Here is a 16,306-nt window from a genome sequence, read left to right as displayed (position 1 = left end):
TCTTATGAGACAAGCGCGTTGCTGCGGCCTGCTTTGATCCGCACGCGAGGCTTGGTGGCGAGGTCAGTCATTCATGCTTTGCAGGAGCCGGGTTGGACGAGCGAGTCGAATAGTCGCCTCGGCCCTGCGCGGGTTTGGCGGCTTCGGCCTGCCGGGTGCGATGCTCCTGACCCTTCGGCATCGGCTTGCCGTCCGGACCCTGCTCGGGAGAGCCGTCCGGTTCATGCTCGCCAGTATGAAGGCCCATCGCCGCCTGATCGTTCTCATCCTGCGTCGGTGTCGGCTTCGCGTTGGCCATGTCCTCGGCCATCTTGGTGCGCGCGGCTTCCCGCTCGGACTTCTGATCGGCCAGCTGCTTTTTGATTGCAGCCTCGCGTTCGGTGTCGGTCATTTCGATTCTCCTTCTGGGGTTTGCCCCGCTTACCAAGTGACGCCGTTGACGACCGAGACCACACCGGGCCGACGAATGGTCCAGTTGATGGGCAGGATCAGGCGAAGCGCGATGCTGTCAGTCTGGAACATCGACTTCACCGGGTTGGCAGGCGTGCCAGGCGCTGCGCCGCTCACGATGTCGAGCGGTGCGGTGTCCTCCATGTGCAGCGTGGCCTGATCGCTCAGCTCGAAGCGCGGTGCATCGCCGCCGACCGAAACGTAGTCGGCTGCATCCATCGCGATCACGGTGCCAAGCGGGACCGTGCCCGAGCCGATGATCGGCCAGCCCGAGAGCCTGCCGTTGCTGATCTCGTCGCGGAACGGGAAAGCGCCCGCGCCGGGAGCTGCGACGAGACCAGCGCTGTCGACCTGCTGCGGATTCATCAGCCAGACCGGCGTGCGCACGTTGCCCTTGGTCGCGGTGAGCAGCTGGCCGCTGATCTGCTTGATGTCACCGACCAGAGCATTGAAGCCACCACCAGCAGTCGGCGTCAGCGGCGTGATGCCGTTGAGGATACCGGCAGGGCGGATCGTCGTTGCCGGGTTGCTGTCGATCAGGACGCTATGAGCGAGATCGCGGTATCTTCCTGAATCGCATTGCGCAGCAGGCCTTCGATTGCGGGCACGCTGTGCTCGCTGATCTCCCGCGTCCAAGTGGTGATGACCGCCATCTTCTTGGGCGTCAGCACCTGCGAAGTGAACAGACCCTGACGAACAGGGATCGGGAGACCTTCACCGACGAAGGAGCCCGCGATGGTCGGCGTCAGTGCCCGCGTCGGCACCACGATCTTGCCGTTGGTGCCAAACGACAGGTTCAGACCTGCAGCCGACAGGCGCGGATAGATCGACTTCGGCATCAAGGTTTCCATGAAGCCGATGTTCATCTGCTGCACCAGCTCAGCGGCCCAGCCGACTACGGTCGCCATTGCGGGTGCTGTCGCGGCCTTCACTGCCCAATCGTAGACAGCGCGCAGTGCTTCATCCTCGCCATAGACCTCGCGCATGATGAGATCGACCGGCTTGCGCTGCTGATGCGCCAGCAGCTGGACCACACCCAAGCGGACCAGCAGCTCCTGCGGCTCGATCTTCTTGCGCTGCACCGAGAGCGGGCGCAGCGGCTCAGCATGGGGCCGAACTGCTGTGCTGCCACGCTGCACCACGATGGTGCGGCCACCATCATCAGACTACTCGCCGAGAGTCTTCTCGGCACCGCGCAGGGCTTCGAGCGTTTTCTCTTCGCGCTCGATCTTCTCGTTCAGATCATTGGCGATCTTCAGCTGCTCGTCGCTGACATTGGTTTCGTCGGTCTTCTCCCAGTGCGCAGCAAGCTGGTCGCGCAATGCGACGAGCCGCTGCTCGGAGTTAGCGATCCTTTGAGCAAACGACATTGTCGTGCCCTTTCTACCAAACGATGGGGTGTCGGCTTGCCCGCCGGTGATCCCGCGCCGCTTGATCCCGTCCTTGGTGCTTTTCCCGGCAAAGACGAGGTCGATAGTCGCGGGGGAAATTCTCAGAGACTTGGCGACCGCGAGCGCATTCGGATTCGCGGGCACGGAGACGACGCTGGTCTCGACCAGCTCGCTTTTGGTGAAGAACAGGCCGAAGTCGGCCCCCGGTCGCGGCTTGCTCTCTTTCGGTTTGAAGCCGACGCTGACAGCGCGAAGGATGTCGGCATCGATCAGCCGCCTGATCTCATCGATGCGGTCGGAAGTGCCTTCCGGGGCCAGCTCCAGAACACCGCGCAGCTCCTTGTCTACGACGCGGACATTCTTCCACTTGCCAATCGGGAAGCTGCTTTGATGGCCGAACAGCGCAATCGGATTGCGCTTGAAGTTCGTGAGGTCCCAGCCGTCCGACATGATGACATCGTCCATGCGATCCGGCGTTTCATCGGAGAGCACGAACTCGAGACCGTTGACCTTGGCGGCATGCGTCTTGTAGCGGATGCCATCGGCGGCGCGATTGTCCCAGATAATCTGGCACTCCTCGGCATCGCCGAGTTCGTCGATGCATCGATCCATGAAGTCGGAATGCGACTCGTCATCATCGGGCTCGATGTCCTGTCGCGTGATATTCTTGTTGCGCTTCAGCATCCCCGAGATCGCCGACGCTATCGCCGCCGCGATCAATGCGGATGTGACGCTGCCGGTCACTGCTGCATCGGTGACTGGCGCGGTCACGCTCACCTCGGTGTTCAAGAGCGTCAAGCCCCTTGAGCAGTTTCTCGGCCGGCTCCTTGAACTCGGCTTTGCCTTGCGCACAACCGATGATGTATCGCGCCAACGGCCCGACCTCGACCGCGTGGCCGCGCCAACGCGGCGCTTTGATCCAGGAATACTTGCCGCCTTCATCGAGCTCCTTGATATCTGTCTTGCTGCCTTTGACCTTTGCCCCAAGCTGAAAACTTGGCTCGGTGATGCCATCCCAAGGATGCAGTCCGCAGACCCCACCGGGATATTTATACCATGAATGGGCGACGAATTCCTGAATCTGCTCGGGATCACCATGGTCGATCGGCAACACCTCGCTGAGATCGCCATCAAGAATGACGCCGCGCGGCAGCTTGAGACTTTTCGCGGAACAGTCGTTGGCATTTTCGGGGATGTCGCCATAGGACATCACACCTTTGCCCGAAAGCCCGCTGCCATGCAGCCAGTCCTTGTAGAACGAGCCGATCGCTGCAATGTCCGGCAGATAGACCTGCTCGACAAACTCGATCGAACGATCGATGATCGAGGACACTAAGCTAAGCCGCTCCATATTGATCGCACCCACCGCGCCAGTTCCGTCGATATTGATCGCGCAGGGCACGCCGCCGACCAGCCAGTTCGGATGCGGGTTCTTGCCCCCATAGACCGCTTGGACCTTGACGATTTCTTTCTGGAAATCGAGCGCCTCCAGATAATGCGCCACGGCCATCAGATTCGCTTCCGGTGGAAGCTTGTAGGCCGGATGCCCCCAATAGCCATTCTTGAACGGACCGGGTTGCCCGGATCCGAAGAACTTAGTGAGCCTGATCTGAAAATCCTTAAAGTAGCCAGGGGACGACAGCGGCCAGGGCGAGATAGACTGCGCCAGCGCCGACGTCGACTTGGGATTGGCCTTGAGCGCGGACATCACGTCAACCCAATCGAGCGCGTGCAAGTGGTAGAAATGCACCAGGTGATCATGCACAAGCAGACACAGTTGCATGATATTGCGTATCGAGTTGGCATTCTCCGGAATGGCGATCCCTAGCGCATTTTCAACGGCGCGCACGGAGGTGAGCGCATGGGTGCCGGTGCAGACACCGCAAATCCGCTCGGTGAAGGCCCAGGCGTCCCGCGGATCGCGCCCGCGCAGGATGACTTCGATGCCACGCCACATCGTCCCGCTCGAGACCGCATTGCGGATCACATTATCAGAATCGACATTGGCCTCGACGCGCAGGTGGCCTTCGATGCGGGTCAGCGGATCGATGACAATTCGCTTGCCAGAAGGATCGAGATTGAACCCATTTGGTGTCTGGACAGCCACCGTCACCTTCCCCTCAACTCGGCTTACTTTTGTCAGCTGCGCGATCCGGCTTGTGGGTCAACCGTTTCACAGCCGTGACCGCCGCATGCGCAGCGACGGTCAGCCCAACAACGCCGGCAGCGGCCATGCCAATCTGATCGGCGTTCTTCTCAATGCCGAACTGCTTGATGGTCGTGAGTCGGTCGTAAAATGAACCCTTGTCCCAAAAGCCGTCTTCGGAGCAGCCCAAGCAGCCGTGGCCAGATTGAATCGGGAATGACACGCCGCCGTTCCACCGAACGGCCGAACAGGCATTGTAAGTGGTCGGCCCCTTGCAGCCCATGTTGTATAAGCAATAGCCCTTGCGTGCGCCCTCATCGTCCCACTCCTCGACAAATTGGCCAGCGTCGAAATGGGAACGCCGATAGCACTTGTCGTGAATGCGCTCGGAATAAAACATCTTGGGGCGTCCCTGGCGATCGAGCTGCGGCAGCTTTCCGAACGCGGTCATGAAGGTCACCAGGCCGGTCATGACCTCTGCGATGGGCGGGCACCCGGGCACCTTGATGATCGGCCTGTTGCTGATCACCTTATCGATCGGCACCGCCCCAGTCGGATTGGGCTCGGCCGCTTGCACGCAGCCCGAGGACGCACACGTGCCCCAAGCGACGATCGCCATGGACTCTTCCGTCATCGACCTGAGCTTTTCAACGAACGGCTTGCCGCCGTCTATGCAGAACATGCCCCCTTCGTTCAGCGGCGGATTGCCTTCCACGGCAAGCACATACTTGCCCTTGTACTTGGCACGGGTTTCCTCCAGGATGGCTTCGGCCTGGTGTCCTGCCGCCGCCATGATCGTGTCGTCATAGTCGAGCGAAATCATCGATAGCAGCGTGTCTTTAATCAACGGATGAGCCGATCGGATACAGCTTTCCGAGCAGCAGGCGCACTCGAGCCCGTGCATCCAGATGACCGGCACACGCGGCTTGGTCTCTAAGGCGGAAGCAATACCGCTTGCGGCGAGCGAACCGAGTCCGAAGCTCGCGGCTGTCAAACTGCAGAATTTGTGGAAACTACGACGCGTGATACCCTGACGTCTGATCACGCTGTAGAAAGTTTCCGATGCCCCGCCCATGGCCCCTTCCAAGTGACTTGTCGGCCGTAACAATTACTGACCTCGACAGCAAGAAACAGGCCACCGCATGGGAGCACACTCGGCAGATACGCGCCGCCGCTTCGCGATTATCGGTAGGGATGAGCGAACCGAGCTCGCGAGGCACAAGCTACGCGTTGTCCGCCATTCGTGCTAATGATCCGTCGGGGCGGATCGATCCGATGCATCTTTCATTCAGTGGGCGCTTGCTGCGCGAGCACTTTCACAGGATCTATAATCGGAGTCTGGACCTTCAAAGCTCTCATCCAGCGGCGCCAGTCCAGGTCAACTTACCTGAATTGCCTGGAAGCGCCGAGGAGCCCTTTCATTCGCGCACAGCCGCTCCGAGTCCCAATCCCGCAAAGTCGTTGGAGATTATGTGATGCGCCGTCTTGAGATCTCGAAAGCGTTGCCCATCGAGGTCCTGCCGTTTAGCAGCATTTGTCCAAACCGCACATCGTCATGGACTGTCGCAAATACGCAAACTCCCCCGCAGTCAAACTTCGTCGGACTTTCGAGGAGCTCGAGTTCTGTGGCTTTCCTGTCAGAGGGGCGTCTAGAAATTGACGCGCGGGGCGCTCGCGTTGCGATCCCGACAAATGGAACGTGGCATCTTGCGTTTCGATCAGCCTCCACGGGCTGTTCGCAGGATACTGTCACAATCGCTGTTCGCTGACTTTTCGACGACAATCCCGAGCACATCGGTCGAGAAGATGGGGCAGCGGCAGCTTAGTATGGCTTCGATGAAAGCCTGTTCATCGCTCTTGACCGGCGGAGCTACGAAATCCGGATGAAGACGCGCTGCTTGATCCGAGCTATCCGGGCGCGCCATAAGTGAGGCTGATCTATGGCGCCCTCGGCGTTCGAATTTTTGATCAACCGTCAGGCTGCCCCCCCTCTACTTTCATGTTTTTGCGAAGTCCGGGTAGTGAGCGGTAATCTCGGCCTGCAGGGGTAGGCAACTTGCCGCATCAGCGTAATAGGCAATCGCCATTATCGGTTTGGCGACGGACGCGACTGCGAATATCGCTTCGAAGCGCATCGATGTTGCTTTCGCAGGGATCGAATTGCCCGTATGCCTTTTAGTGGATGAGCTTGCCGCCTCAGGCGATGCAACCCGCGCCGGCACGCACTTGCCAACGATCTGGCGAGCGCAGAGCTCCTCCAGTTTGGCAAGGCGGCTCTTGGAACTCCGACGTCAAGCCCTAGCCTCGGGCAGAGGCGCGACGTGCGGCGAATTAAAGCCGATTCCAGCGGCAGCCGCGGCCATAACGGATGACCGGATCCGGCTTGCAATGCTGCTGCTCGCTCACGATCGGACATGTCTGGCCGTCATACCGAAGCGGATTCAATCAGGGCTGGTGCCCTCATGTGCCTCTTCTGGCACAGCGTTTGTCGATGAAGGTTAGAATAAAAATGACGGCAAAGGCAAACATCACCATACCGCCGGCAATCCAACTTGCCTCGCTCCAGCGCGATGCTTGCACATAGTCAATGACATAAGCTGACAACACCTTGGTGCGCCCAGGAATGTTGCCGCCGATCATCATCACTACGCCGAAGGTGCCGATCGAATGAGCAAAGCCAACCAAGGCAGCCTTGAGAAACTCCAGTCGCACCAACGGCAGACCGATAGTAATGAAGGCATACAATGGAGAAGCACGCTGATTGACGAGCGGTCCCCCGCCTATCGCAATAAAGGCATTATGGATCGGCTGCACCACCAAAGGGAGCGCTGAGAGGACCGATCCGACTACAATTCCTGCAAAGGTAAAGGCGAGCGTGTGCTCGCCCCAGAAAGAGGCGAGAAAGCCACCCGGTCTGTTCGGGCCGAGCAGGACGAGTACGCAGAAACCAAGCGCCGTCGGAGGCAGCACCAGCGGCAGCGCGATGATCGTCGCCACCGCCTTGCTCAAAACCGTCTTTGAACGTGCCAGCCACCACGCGAGTGGCGCGCCAACAACCAAAAGGATCATCGTCGTCATGCTGGCGAGCTCGATCGTGAGCGCAACGGATTGCCAGATCTCGGCCGAAAAGGTATCCATGTGCGTCAGCTCCACGGTGAGAGCACGTTGCCATATCGGCAGAGCGATCGCCTGCACGTCCGGCTTGCTGAAGGATTTGGCATGCAGCGCCTTTTGGCCGGATCCAACCTCCAGAAGCGAGGCATCCTGCCAGGTCGGTTCACAAGGTCCTTTGCTAACCGCCGGCGCGTTCTCACATCGTTCCCTTTTAGCGGCGATTCAGAATCTCCGGTCTGAATCAATCGATCAATCTGTGGGATCGACGCACACTGTACTAGGAGCTTGTCTGGATAGTCGCTGTTCAAATCTGGTCGGGTCTGATTCAACATTGGGCGATGAGCAAGTATTTTCGGCCTTGGAACATCGATCAGACGCTGCTTCTGCCGCCGAATGTGCAGGACTTCGTGCCGAAAGGCCATGTCTCGCGGTTTATGGTTGATCTGGTGCGGGAGAGCCTCGATCTCAGGGAGATCATGGGCAGCTATGTGAGCGGGCTTGGGCAGCCGCCGTTTGATCCGCGGATGATGGTGGCGCTGCTGCTGCATAGCTATGCGAGTGGGCTGTATTCGTCGCGTCGGATTGCCAAGGCCTGCCGGGAGCGGAACGATTTTGTGATGATCGTGGCGCTGGATGCGCCGGATTTTCGGACGATCAGCGACTTTCGCAAGCGACATTTGAAGGCGCTCGGCGCGCTATTCGTGCAGGTTCTGAAGTTGTGCGAGACGGCCGGGCTGGTCAAGCTCGGTCATGTCGCGCTGGATGGTACGAAGATCAAGGCGAACGCGTCGAAACACAAGGCGATGAGTTATGAGCGCATGAAGAAGCGCGAGGCGGAATTGAAGGCCGAGGTCGCTCGCATGCTGGCGGCCGCCGAGGCGGCGGATGCCTCGGAGGATGAGACTTTCGGCAACAGCGACGAACTGCCGGACTGGACCGTCGACAAGCAGAAACGGCTGGCGAAGATCCAGCAAGCGATGGCGGCGCTGGAAGCGGACGCCAAACTGGCGGCGGAGGAAGAGCGCCGCATCGAGGCCGAAAAGGAACAGCAGCGCCAGGCCGAAGGCCGCAAGAAGCCGGGCAAACCGGCGGCGCTGCCATCGGAGGAACCCAATCCCAAGGCGCAACGCAACTTCACCGATCCGGAAAGCCGCATCATGAAGTCGAAGGATGGCTTCGTTCAGGCCTATAATGCCCAGGCGGCCGTCGATGCACATGCCCAGATCATTGTCGCGCAAGAACTGACCCAGCACGGCAGCGATCAGGGCCAGTTGGTGCCCCTGATCGAGGCCATCGAGAGCAATCTTGGCCGCAAGCCGCGGCAGGCCTCAGCGGATTCCGGCTACTGCAGCGAAGCCAATCTCGAAGCGCTCGACACACGCAGCATCGATGGCTATGTCGCGCCCGGACGCGCCAAGCACCCGACAGTAGCGAACGGAAAAGTCGGCGGCCCGCTGACACAGGCCATGCGAAAGAAGATCGACGATGGCGGCTTCGAAACACCCTACCGATTGCGAAAGCAAGTGGTGGAGCCGGTGTTCGGGCAGATCAAACAGGCAAGAGGCTTCCGCCAGTTCCTGTTGCGGGGCATCGAGAAAGTGCGCGCCGAGTGGACAATGATCTGCACCGTCCATAACCTCCTCAAGCTGTTCAACCTCGCAAACGCAGCCTGAGCCTGCTACTCTACAACAAATGCCCGTCACGAAAACATATCTGGACGGGCTCCTAGCTTCGGCCGCGCCGCCTTCCCCATTGCGAATGCATCTGCGGTGTCCGGCCCACTCGTCCCTTTTGCGGCGACGACGCGCCTGCAGATCGACGGCACGGAGAACGACGACGGCTTGCACGCACGATTCACAACGTTCGAAGCCGAACTCGCCAGAGAGGCGAAGTGGCTTTCCGGAGGCGCGAGGCCGCCCTCAAGCAGCCGAGCCGGGCGACCGCGGTCGCCCGAGCGAAACGCCAGAAATGTTGGAGCTTGCGTGGCCTGGCTGTATAGCTCAGTGCCCGCTATGACATTCAACATGGCTTCGGACCACCTCGCCCGCTTTGACAATCCGGCAAGCCTATCCGTCGGCATGAGGAACTTGATGAGGGGTGCCATATTGACGCGCGTCATTTCTGCGAGAGAGGGCAAGAGGGCGGAAATCGCAGGCCTCATCGGAGACTCCTGTGACAGGGCCGCTTCACCCAGTCTGACGGCAGCAGCTCCTGTCTTGTCGTCCAGCAATGTCTGTGCCGCTTGCCAAATGTGATGCACTCCGTGCTCAACGTGAGGAAAAACGCGCATAGATGGGCATTGCTGTGGAGTGGACCTAACGCTCTGTCAGCTTTCTGGCATCATTGTCCTCGAGCGGACAGCGCCGCACAATGAAACTGCAGAGTTGACGTGCGCGAGATGCCCTTGGGGTCTCATAACGTTCCGGATACTCGACGGAAATCCTCGCGTGCATCTCCTGCTTCGAAGAATTGGTTAGCCGTTCCTTAAACGCTAGCAGGCATGACGGCCGGCAACCGCGCCACAGTCCCATGCGTGGTCATGCGCCAGTTGTTCCGAGCGCTGGACTAGGACCCACTGCCGAAACAAGCGCTGCAACGAGCCTATATCGTGTCCAGGCGATGTAGTATATCGAGGGTGATCGTGCCGTGAGCGCGAGAATCACATGCACAGATCTTGCGTTCGCGCGCTTTTGCTGCTCGCTGAAGAAGACGTCGCGGTGGTCAAGTTCACCGTCGATGTTGACGAGATCGATCGCACAGACGCCGCACTCCCCGCGCCGGCAATCCGCAATCACGTCGTAACCAGCTTCATTGAGTACATCGAGCAACGAGCGATCGCGCGGAATCACTAGCTCGATGGCAGGATCTGCAAGGCACACCCGGAAACCTTCAGTCGGCAGCGAGCCACTCGAACCGAAGGTCTCGTGGCGTAGGTCCGATAGTGCGCGCCCTGCGCCGGTCCAAGCCCGGCGCGCCGTATCGAGCATCCGCATCGGACCACACAAGAGTGTCAAGGCGTCAGGCGGCAGCGGGGCGAACAAGTCATCGAAATCGAGCCGACGCCCTTCGTTGCTTGCATGGATATTAAGTCTCTCGTTCAGCAAGGGGACGAGGACATCCAGATAGACGGCTTGATCACGAGAAGGCACGGCATAATGTAAAGTGAATTGGCTATCGCGGCGGGCTATCGCCTGAGCTGCCCCTATTTGTGGCGTAATACCGATGCCCCCGGCGATTAGGCAGTAGTGCCGGCGCGCCCAGTCTATCGACAGCAGTGAGACCGGCAATGTAATGGTCAGCCGCGCGCCCGGCGCGAGCGACCACATGTACTGCGAGCCGCCGCGCGAGCCTCCACGCGCCGCACCGCAATGCCATAGCCCGCCCGGTCGACTTCGCCGACCAAGGAGTAGGACCGCGTCTCCGGCCGTGTCCATCGACAGTGACGGCGACATTGATATGGCTGCCCACCGGATAGGCCGCGCTATCAAAGTTGTCCGGCTTGATCAGCAGCTCGCGGATCGAAGGCGTCAGATCGCATGTCGCAACGAGGGTTGCGGGTATCCAGCTTTCAATGAACCGCATGCAGCTCCCTTCAATCGCCTGCCATCCTAATGAGCGCCAGTCCCGGCAGCAGGTCGGAATGCGTCTTGTTCTTGAGCACCAAGCGCAAATTGCGCGCCGCCACTTGCGCGTGCTCCCGCATGATTGCTTCGGCCCGCGCGCCTTCTCGATTTTCGATTGCGTCGATTACGACGCGGTGTTGATCCTGCGCAATTAGGAGTGTGTGGCGCGCATCCGGCAGTGTCGATTGTATCATCACAAAGCCGCTAGGCGAGGCGGACGGTAATGCGGACGCGCGATCGACCTGCCTGATCAAGGGCGGATGCGCGACAATTCCGTCAGCAGCGCGTGAAAGCGCGCGTTGAGCGCGACGTAGGAGGAGAAAGTCTCGACGCGGGTTCGAGATCGCGCAACGAAACACCGCGCTCGGCGGCAACGCGTGCGGCCAGCCTCTGGAGCGTGCCGCGCAGTTCGATCGAGTCCACGACATCACGCTCGGAGAATGCCTTTACCATGAAACCGCCGGAAGAGATCGCTTCCAAAAGCCCTTCCTCCTGCAGTCGAACCAGCGCCATTCGCACCGGAGTGCGCGAGGCGCCGGTCGCCCCCACAGCCTGCAATTCGGAGATCCGTTCGCCGGGCCGCAAATCACCCGACAGAATCAGATCGCGCAAACTGAGCTGGGCACGCACCGTCTGTGAGACAGAGCGATCGCTGTCACGCTCGGCCATGTCCTACTCCGCGGCTTGCCGGTGCTGCGGCGGATTTCCGCGTCGATCATGCGATCTATCAGGCGGCGTGCCCACATCGCGCCAGCGTCGATGTTGAGGTTGTAGAAGACCCGATCGGCATGTTCGTCGATGGCGCGCTGTTGCGCCTCGAGAATAAGCTCATCCTCTCGGAAGATGCCGGAAACGCCTTGGCGGAGTTCGGTGGTCAGACGCTGTTCGCTTAAGCGGTAATTACGTACGAATGCCCAGAAATAATGGCAGGTCGTCTCCGTTTCGGGCGTGATGGTGTTGAGAACCATACCATTGACACCCGCCGAGCGATCGCCTTCGGGCGCGCCTGTTCCGGCGGGCGCCACCCCGACGTCGATATTGATGGTGCACGGCGCCTCGAAACGAATGATTTGCCAGCGGTCCACCCGACCAGGCTTTTGCAACTGTTTCGACCAGAACGGCGGCGGGGGTAATCCCCTTCATCCAGCGCGTTACTGTGGCAGTCTTCTCGCCGTGCGTGACGTCAAGCGGCGCTTCCGCGATGGCGTCGTTGCCAATACTGGCCCCGTGCACAAAAGTCTCGTGCGTCAGGTCCATGAGATTGTCGACGACCAAACGATAGTCGCATTTGAGGTGAATGGTCTCACCATCACCGACCCAAGCAGGATCGTCGTTCCAGTGCATGTCCGGCACCAAATCTGGGTCAGCCAGCGCCAGATCGCCCATCCACAGCCAGATGAAGCGATTGCGCTCGACTAGGAGCTTGTCTGGATAGTCGCTGTTCAAATCTGGTCGGGTCTGATTCAACATTGGGCGATGAGCAAGTATTTTCGGCCTTGGAACATCGATCAGACGCTGCTTCTGCCGCCGAATGTGCAGGACTTCGTGCCGAAAGGCCATGTCTCGCGGTTTATGGTTGATCTGGTGCGGGAGAGCCTCGATCTCAGGGAGATCATGGGCAGCTATGTGAGCGGGCTTGGGCAGCCGCCGTTTGATCCGCGGATGATGGTGGCGCTGCTGCTGCATAGCTATGCGAGTGGGCTGTATTCGTCGCGTCGGATTGCCAAGGCCTGCCGGGAGCGGAACGATTTTGTGATGATCGTGGCGCTGGATGCGCCGGATTTTCGGACGATCAGCGACTTTCGCAAGCGACATTTGAAGGCGCTCGGCGCGCTATTCGTGCAGGTTCTGAAGTTGTGCGAGACGGCCGGGCTGGTCAAGCTCGGTCATGTCGCGCTGGATGGTACGAAGATCAAGGCGAACGCGTCGAAACACAAGGCGATGAGTTATGAGCGCATGAAGAAGCGCGAGGCGGAATTGAAGGCCGAGGTCGCTCGCATGCTGGCGGCCGCCGAGGCGGCGGATGCCTCGGAGGATGAGACTTTCGGCAACAGCGACGAACTGCCGGACTGGACCGTCGACAAGCAGAAACGGCTGGCGAAGATCCAGCAAGCGATGGCGGCGCTGGAAGCGGACGCCAAACTGGCGGCGGAGGAAGAGCGCCGCATCGAGGCCGAAAAGGAACAGCAGCGCCAGGCCGAAGGCCGCAAGAAGCCGGGCAAACCGGCGGCGCTGCCATCGGAGGAACCCAATCCCAAGGCGCAACGCAACTTCACCGATCCGGAAAGCCGCATCATGAAGTCGAAGGATGGCTTCGTTCAGGCCTATAATGCCCAGGCGGCCGTCGATGCACATGCCCAGATCATTGTCGCGCAAGAACTGACCCAGCACGGCAGCGATCAGGGCCAGTTGGTGCCCCTGATCGAGGCCATCGAGAGCAATCTTGGCCGCAAGCCGCGGCAGGCCTCAGCGGATTCCGGCTACTGCAGCGAAGCCAATCTCGAAGCGCTCGACACACGCAGCATCGATGGCTATGTCGCGCCCGGACGCGCCAAACACCCGACAGTAGCGAACGGAAAAGTCGGCGGCCCGCTGACACAGGCCATGCGAAAGAAGATCGACGATGGCGGCTTCGAAACACCCTACCGATTGCGAAAGCAAGTGGTGGAGCCGGTGTTCGGGCAGATCAAACAGGCAAGAGGCTTCCGCCAGTTCCTGTTGCGGGGCATCGAGAAAGTGCGCGCCGAGTGGACAATGATCTGCACCGTCCATAACCTCCTCAAGCTGTTCAACCTCGCAAACGCAGCCTGAGCCTGCTACTCTACAACAAATGCCCGTCACGAAAACATATCTGGACGGGCTCCTAGGGGATAGGCACGCACGTATGCGGAGGGATTGATTGTCTCTTGCGAGGGCATGAAGGTGCAGCGCCCCTGCGCATTGAATTTCAGCCCATGATAGCCGCAGACAACGCTGTCGCCCTCAAGGCGCCCTTTTGAGAGCGGCACCAACCGATGCCAACAGGCATCCTCCAGCGCCCCCGCCGATACATTACGGCGTGCCTGCCGCAGATCGTGCGCGGCAACAGCGCCTGCTTGACCTCGGCATCCCAAGCGGCCGCGTACAGGCATTGGTCGGAAAGCAATCGCTCATGCGGCTTTAGTGTATACACTAATTCGAGATTTCGTGGGAAATATGCTCATTATGAGAAATTTTTGCAGTCAAAATCGTCGTCGGAATGACAGCATGTATACAAGATTCGATTTTATCAACCCTATATATCCCGGCCGGCGATGGAGAGGCATCAGCTTGGTCAAACTCCCGGGACATCGCCAGACGGCACATCCTGCTGCATCTCAGTCCTGCATCGTCGCTATTCTCATGCGGCGATCACCATGACTCCTGGCGTGCATAGGGCGCAGCCTTGGGCGATTCTTGGCCGGCAGCAACAATGCCTTTACGGGATCGGACGTTGACGCCCTGACAGCGAGATCGGCCCACGCTTTCAGCTCATCCAGTGCGTAGATGACGCGACCGCCAAATTCGTCGATACGTTGGCCCTGCGCCATATGTCCGGTGCGCTTTGAGCGTGCGGCCCGCCAAGCAGAGATAACGCGCCCAAAAAGAATCTCGATCTGACGCTCAGATGTCGCCAAGCTTCCATCGCGTGGATACCTGCGATCCAAACAATCGATTTTACCAATGCAACGCACTGTTGCATCAACTCGGCACTCGACACATTCCGATCACGCTAAGCTTCAACGCTGAGACGCGACTCGGCCTACGTGCCCTGCCAGAGCAAGAGATACGCCACCCAGCGCAACGCCTTCCATTCGAACATGCGAACGCAGGTCCGAGCATTCAGATAACCTCATCAAGAGATAGACGGCTTATGCCTGGTTTGATCGGCCGCAGATTAGCGTCTGGTGCAAATCTTGCTTGCCGAAAAAGATAACGTGACTGAATGCCTGCCTTTGGAATGACGCGCCGGCTCCCGGAACCGTCTTCAATCGGACACGGCTACGGCTAAAAGGACAGCCTCGTATGATGCCGTCGGCTCTCACGACGCGGCGGCTCACATTCGAGGGAATTCGGGAAGGAAGCGTCATGACCACCATGGCAACTGCGGCGCCTGCGCGCGCGTCGCAAACCTGGTATAAAATTCTCTACGTCCAAGTGTTGATCGCTATCGTGATTGGCGCCATCGTCGGATGGCAGTGGCCATCGGTCGCGACCAACGACTGGGTCAAGGCGCTCGGTGACGGCTTCATCAAGCTGATCAAGATGGTGATCGCGCCGATCATCTTCTGCACCGTTGCATCCGGCATCGCGCATATTCAGGACGCAAAGAAAGTCGGGCGCGTCGGCGTCAAGGCGCTGGTATACTTCGAAATCGTCTCCAGCTTTGCCTTGGTGTTGGGCCTTGTCATGGGCAATCTGGTTCAAGTCGGCCGTGGCCTTGCCGTCAAACCCGATGCTGCGGCAGTCGCCAATTACGTCAAGCAGGCGGAAGCCTCGAAAACCGTCGATTTCTTTCTCAATATCATTCCCGATACCGTGGTCGGCGCCCTGGCTCGCGGCGATGTTCTGCAGGTGCTCCTGTTCGCGATCCTGTTTGGCTTTTCGCTGATGGCGCTGGGAGAGCGTGGAGCGCGGCTGCGCGGCATGATTGACGACGTTGCGCACGCGGTGTTCGGCGTGATCGCTATCATCATGAAAGCGGCTCCGATCGGCGCGTTCGGCGCAATGGCCTTCACGATCGGCAAGTTCGGGCCGGCGGCGCTCGGTAATCTGATCGGTCTGATCGCGCTATTTTATGCGACGGCCGCGATATTTGTAGTGGTCGTTCTCGGCCTGATCGCGCGCCTTGTCGGCTTTTCGATCTTCAAGTTCATTGCCTATATCAAGGATGAGCTTCTAATCGTGCTCGGCACCTCGTCTTCGGAAAGCGCGCTGCCGCAATTGATGGAGAAGCTCGAGCGGCTGGGCTGCTCCAAGCCCGTGGTCGGCCTCGTGGTGCCAACCGGCTACTCCTTCAACCTCGACGGCACCAACATCTATATGACGCTTGCGACCTTGTTCATTGCCCAGACGCTCGGGGTCGATCTCACTCTTGGCCAGCAGCTCACGATCTTACTCGTGGCAATGCTGGCCTCGAAGGGGGCAAGCGGCGTCACCGGCGCGGGCTTCATCACGCTCGCTGCTACGTTGTCGGTGGTCAACCCAGCGCTAGTGCCGGGCATGGCAATCGTGTTCTCGATCGACAAGTTCATGAGCGAGGTACGAGCCCTTACCAATATCACCGGCAACGGCATCGCAGCTGTGTTCGTCTCCTGGTGGGAAGGCGAACTCAAGCACGGGACGCTGCACGCCCGGCTCAACCAGCCCGCCGATTCCACCAGCATCGACATTAGAAGCACAAGGAGGTAGGCCACGGACTTTATCCGTGATTACAAGACGCGTCGAACGCGAGTGTTGCCCAAACTTGTGATTCTTCGCAGTTCAGATCGGCGCAGCCGACCTGAACTGCAAACCGGAGCGTTTTCTCACGCGATCTCGGACCGCCTGCTTTGCGCTGCGGT

The 16,306-nt window shown here is 59.6% G+C and carries 9 protein-coding genes and 6 pseudogenes; 3 read left to right on the top strand and 12 right to left on the bottom strand.

Annotation, left to right across the window (positions count from 1 at the left end):
- Nucleotides 1-67 precede the first annotated feature (67 nt).
- From HAP48_RS23985 to HAP48_RS23955, 7 genes and pseudogenes are all read right to left on the bottom strand, one after another.
- Nucleotides 68-391, bottom strand: a complete 324-nt coding sequence (locus HAP48_RS23985; protein WP_029084510.1) for a hypothetical protein — start codon at nucleotides 389-391, stop codon at nucleotides 68-70.
- Between the two features lie 29 nt (nucleotides 392-420).
- Nucleotides 421-1,086, bottom strand: a complete 666-nt coding sequence (locus tag HAP48_RS23980; protein WP_166209469.1) for a hypothetical protein — start codon at nucleotides 1,084-1,086, stop codon at nucleotides 421-423.
- The gene (locus HAP48_RS23975; RefSeq protein ID WP_156928975.1) at nucleotides 987-1,592 is read right to left on the bottom strand and encodes a hypothetical protein; all 606 of its coding nucleotides are present in this window, start codon (nucleotides 1,590-1,592) and stop codon (nucleotides 987-989) included. The genes HAP48_RS23980 and HAP48_RS23975 overlap by 100 nt, the downstream gene beginning before the upstream one ends.
- A gap of 24 nt (nucleotides 1,593-1,616) precedes the next feature.
- A complete protein-coding gene (locus HAP48_RS23970) occupies nucleotides 1,617-2,525 on the bottom strand; it encodes an HK97 family phage prohead protease (RefSeq protein ID WP_166209472.1) in 909 nt (302 codons plus the stop codon).
- 109 nt (nucleotides 2,526-2,634) lie between these two features.
- A pseudogene (locus HAP48_RS23965) lies at nucleotides 2,635-3,948 on the bottom strand (nickel-dependent hydrogenase large subunit); the annotation flags it as partial.
- A gap of 13 nt (nucleotides 3,949-3,961) precedes the next feature.
- Nucleotides 3,962-5,062, bottom strand: a complete 1,101-nt coding sequence (locus tag HAP48_RS23960) for a hydrogenase small subunit (protein ID WP_029084511.1) — start codon at nucleotides 5,060-5,062, stop codon at nucleotides 3,962-3,964.
- A gap of 1,385 nt (nucleotides 5,063-6,447) precedes the next feature.
- Nucleotides 6,448-7,125 carry a molybdate ABC transporter permease subunit gene (locus tag HAP48_RS23955; protein WP_029084512.1) on the bottom strand — a complete coding sequence of 226 codons (678 nt, stop codon included), beginning with the start codon at nucleotides 7,123-7,125 and terminating at the stop codon, nucleotides 6,448-6,450.
- A gap of 314 nt (nucleotides 7,126-7,439) precedes the next feature.
- On the opposite strand from HAP48_RS23955, the gene HAP48_RS23950 reads away from it, so the two are divergent.
- A complete protein-coding gene (locus HAP48_RS23950; protein WP_166202952.1) occupies nucleotides 7,440-8,774 on the top strand; it encodes an IS1182 family transposase in 1,335 nt (444 codons plus the stop codon).
- A 928-nt stretch (nucleotides 8,775-9,702) separates the two neighbouring features.
- Here the strand turns inward: HAP48_RS23950 and HAP48_RS23945 are convergent.
- The 3 pseudogenes from HAP48_RS23945 to HAP48_RS23935 all read right to left on the bottom strand — a co-directional run.
- A pseudogene (locus HAP48_RS23945) lies at nucleotides 9,703-10,683 on the bottom strand (PDR/VanB family oxidoreductase).
- Between the two features lie 10 nt (nucleotides 10,684-10,693).
- Nucleotides 10,694-11,393 (bottom strand): annotated as a pseudogene (locus tag HAP48_RS23940) (GntR family transcriptional regulator).
- Nucleotides 11,394-11,396: 3 nt separating this feature from the next.
- Nucleotides 11,397-12,143 (bottom strand): annotated as a pseudogene (locus HAP48_RS23935) (RHO alpha subunit C-terminal catalytic domain-containing protein); the annotation flags it as partial.
- Nucleotides 12,144-12,200: 57 nt separating this feature from the next.
- Between HAP48_RS23935 and HAP48_RS23930 the strand changes: the two are divergent.
- A complete protein-coding gene (locus HAP48_RS23930) occupies nucleotides 12,201-13,535 on the top strand; it encodes an IS1182 family transposase (RefSeq protein ID WP_166202952.1) in 1,335 nt (444 codons plus the stop codon).
- 44 nt (nucleotides 13,536-13,579) lie between these two features.
- On the opposite strand, the pseudogene HAP48_RS23925 reads toward HAP48_RS23930, so the two are convergent.
- Together HAP48_RS23925 and HAP48_RS23920 are read right to left on the bottom strand one after the other, a co-directional pair.
- Nucleotides 13,580-13,877 (bottom strand): annotated as a pseudogene (locus HAP48_RS23925) (Rieske 2Fe-2S domain-containing protein); the annotation flags it as partial.
- Nucleotides 13,878-14,080: 203 nt separating this feature from the next.
- A pseudogene (locus HAP48_RS23920) lies at nucleotides 14,081-14,342 on the bottom strand (DNA-binding protein); the annotation flags it as partial.
- Between the two features lie 489 nt (nucleotides 14,343-14,831).
- Here HAP48_RS23920 and dctA point away from each other — a divergent pair.
- Nucleotides 14,832-16,154: a C4-dicarboxylate transporter DctA gene (dctA, locus tag HAP48_RS23915; protein WP_029084514.1), complete on the top strand. Its 1,323-nt coding sequence runs from the start codon at nucleotides 14,832-14,834 to the stop codon at nucleotides 16,152-16,154.
- Nucleotides 16,155-16,306: the final 152 nt, after the last annotated feature.

The sequence above is a fragment of the Bradyrhizobium septentrionale genome, assembly GCF_011516645.4.
In the GTDB taxonomy this organism is placed as follows: domain Bacteria; phylum Pseudomonadota; class Alphaproteobacteria; order Rhizobiales; family Xanthobacteraceae; genus Bradyrhizobium; species Bradyrhizobium septentrionale.
Note: the sequence above shows the minus strand (reverse complement) of the source record. Positions and strands in the feature narration are given on the sequence as shown.

Excerpts from the sequence above, each read along its gene's own strand:
- HAP48_RS23985 (WP_029084510.1), bottom strand. The coding sequence starts at position 391 with ATGACCGACACCGAACGCGAGGCTGCAATCAAAAAGCAGCTGGCCGAT.
- HAP48_RS23970 (WP_166209472.1), bottom strand. The coding sequence starts at position 2,525 with ATGCTGAAGCGCAACAAGAATATCACGCGACAGGACATCGAGCCCGAT.
- HAP48_RS23960 (WP_029084511.1), bottom strand. The coding sequence starts at position 5,062 with ATGGGCGGGGCATCGGAAACTTTCTACAGCGTGATCAGACGTCAGGGT.
- HAP48_RS23955 (WP_029084512.1), bottom strand. The coding sequence starts at position 7,125 with ATGGATACCTTTTCGGCCGAGATCTGGCAATCCGTTGCGCTCACGATC.
- HAP48_RS23950 (WP_166202952.1), top strand. The coding sequence starts at position 7,440 with ATGAGCAAGTATTTTCGGCCTTGGAACATCGATCAGACGCTGCTTCTG.
- HAP48_RS23930 (WP_166202952.1), top strand. The coding sequence starts at position 12,201 with ATGAGCAAGTATTTTCGGCCTTGGAACATCGATCAGACGCTGCTTCTG.
- dctA (WP_029084514.1), top strand. The coding sequence starts at position 14,832 with ATGACCACCATGGCAACTGCGGCGCCTGCGCGCGCGTCGCAAACCTGG.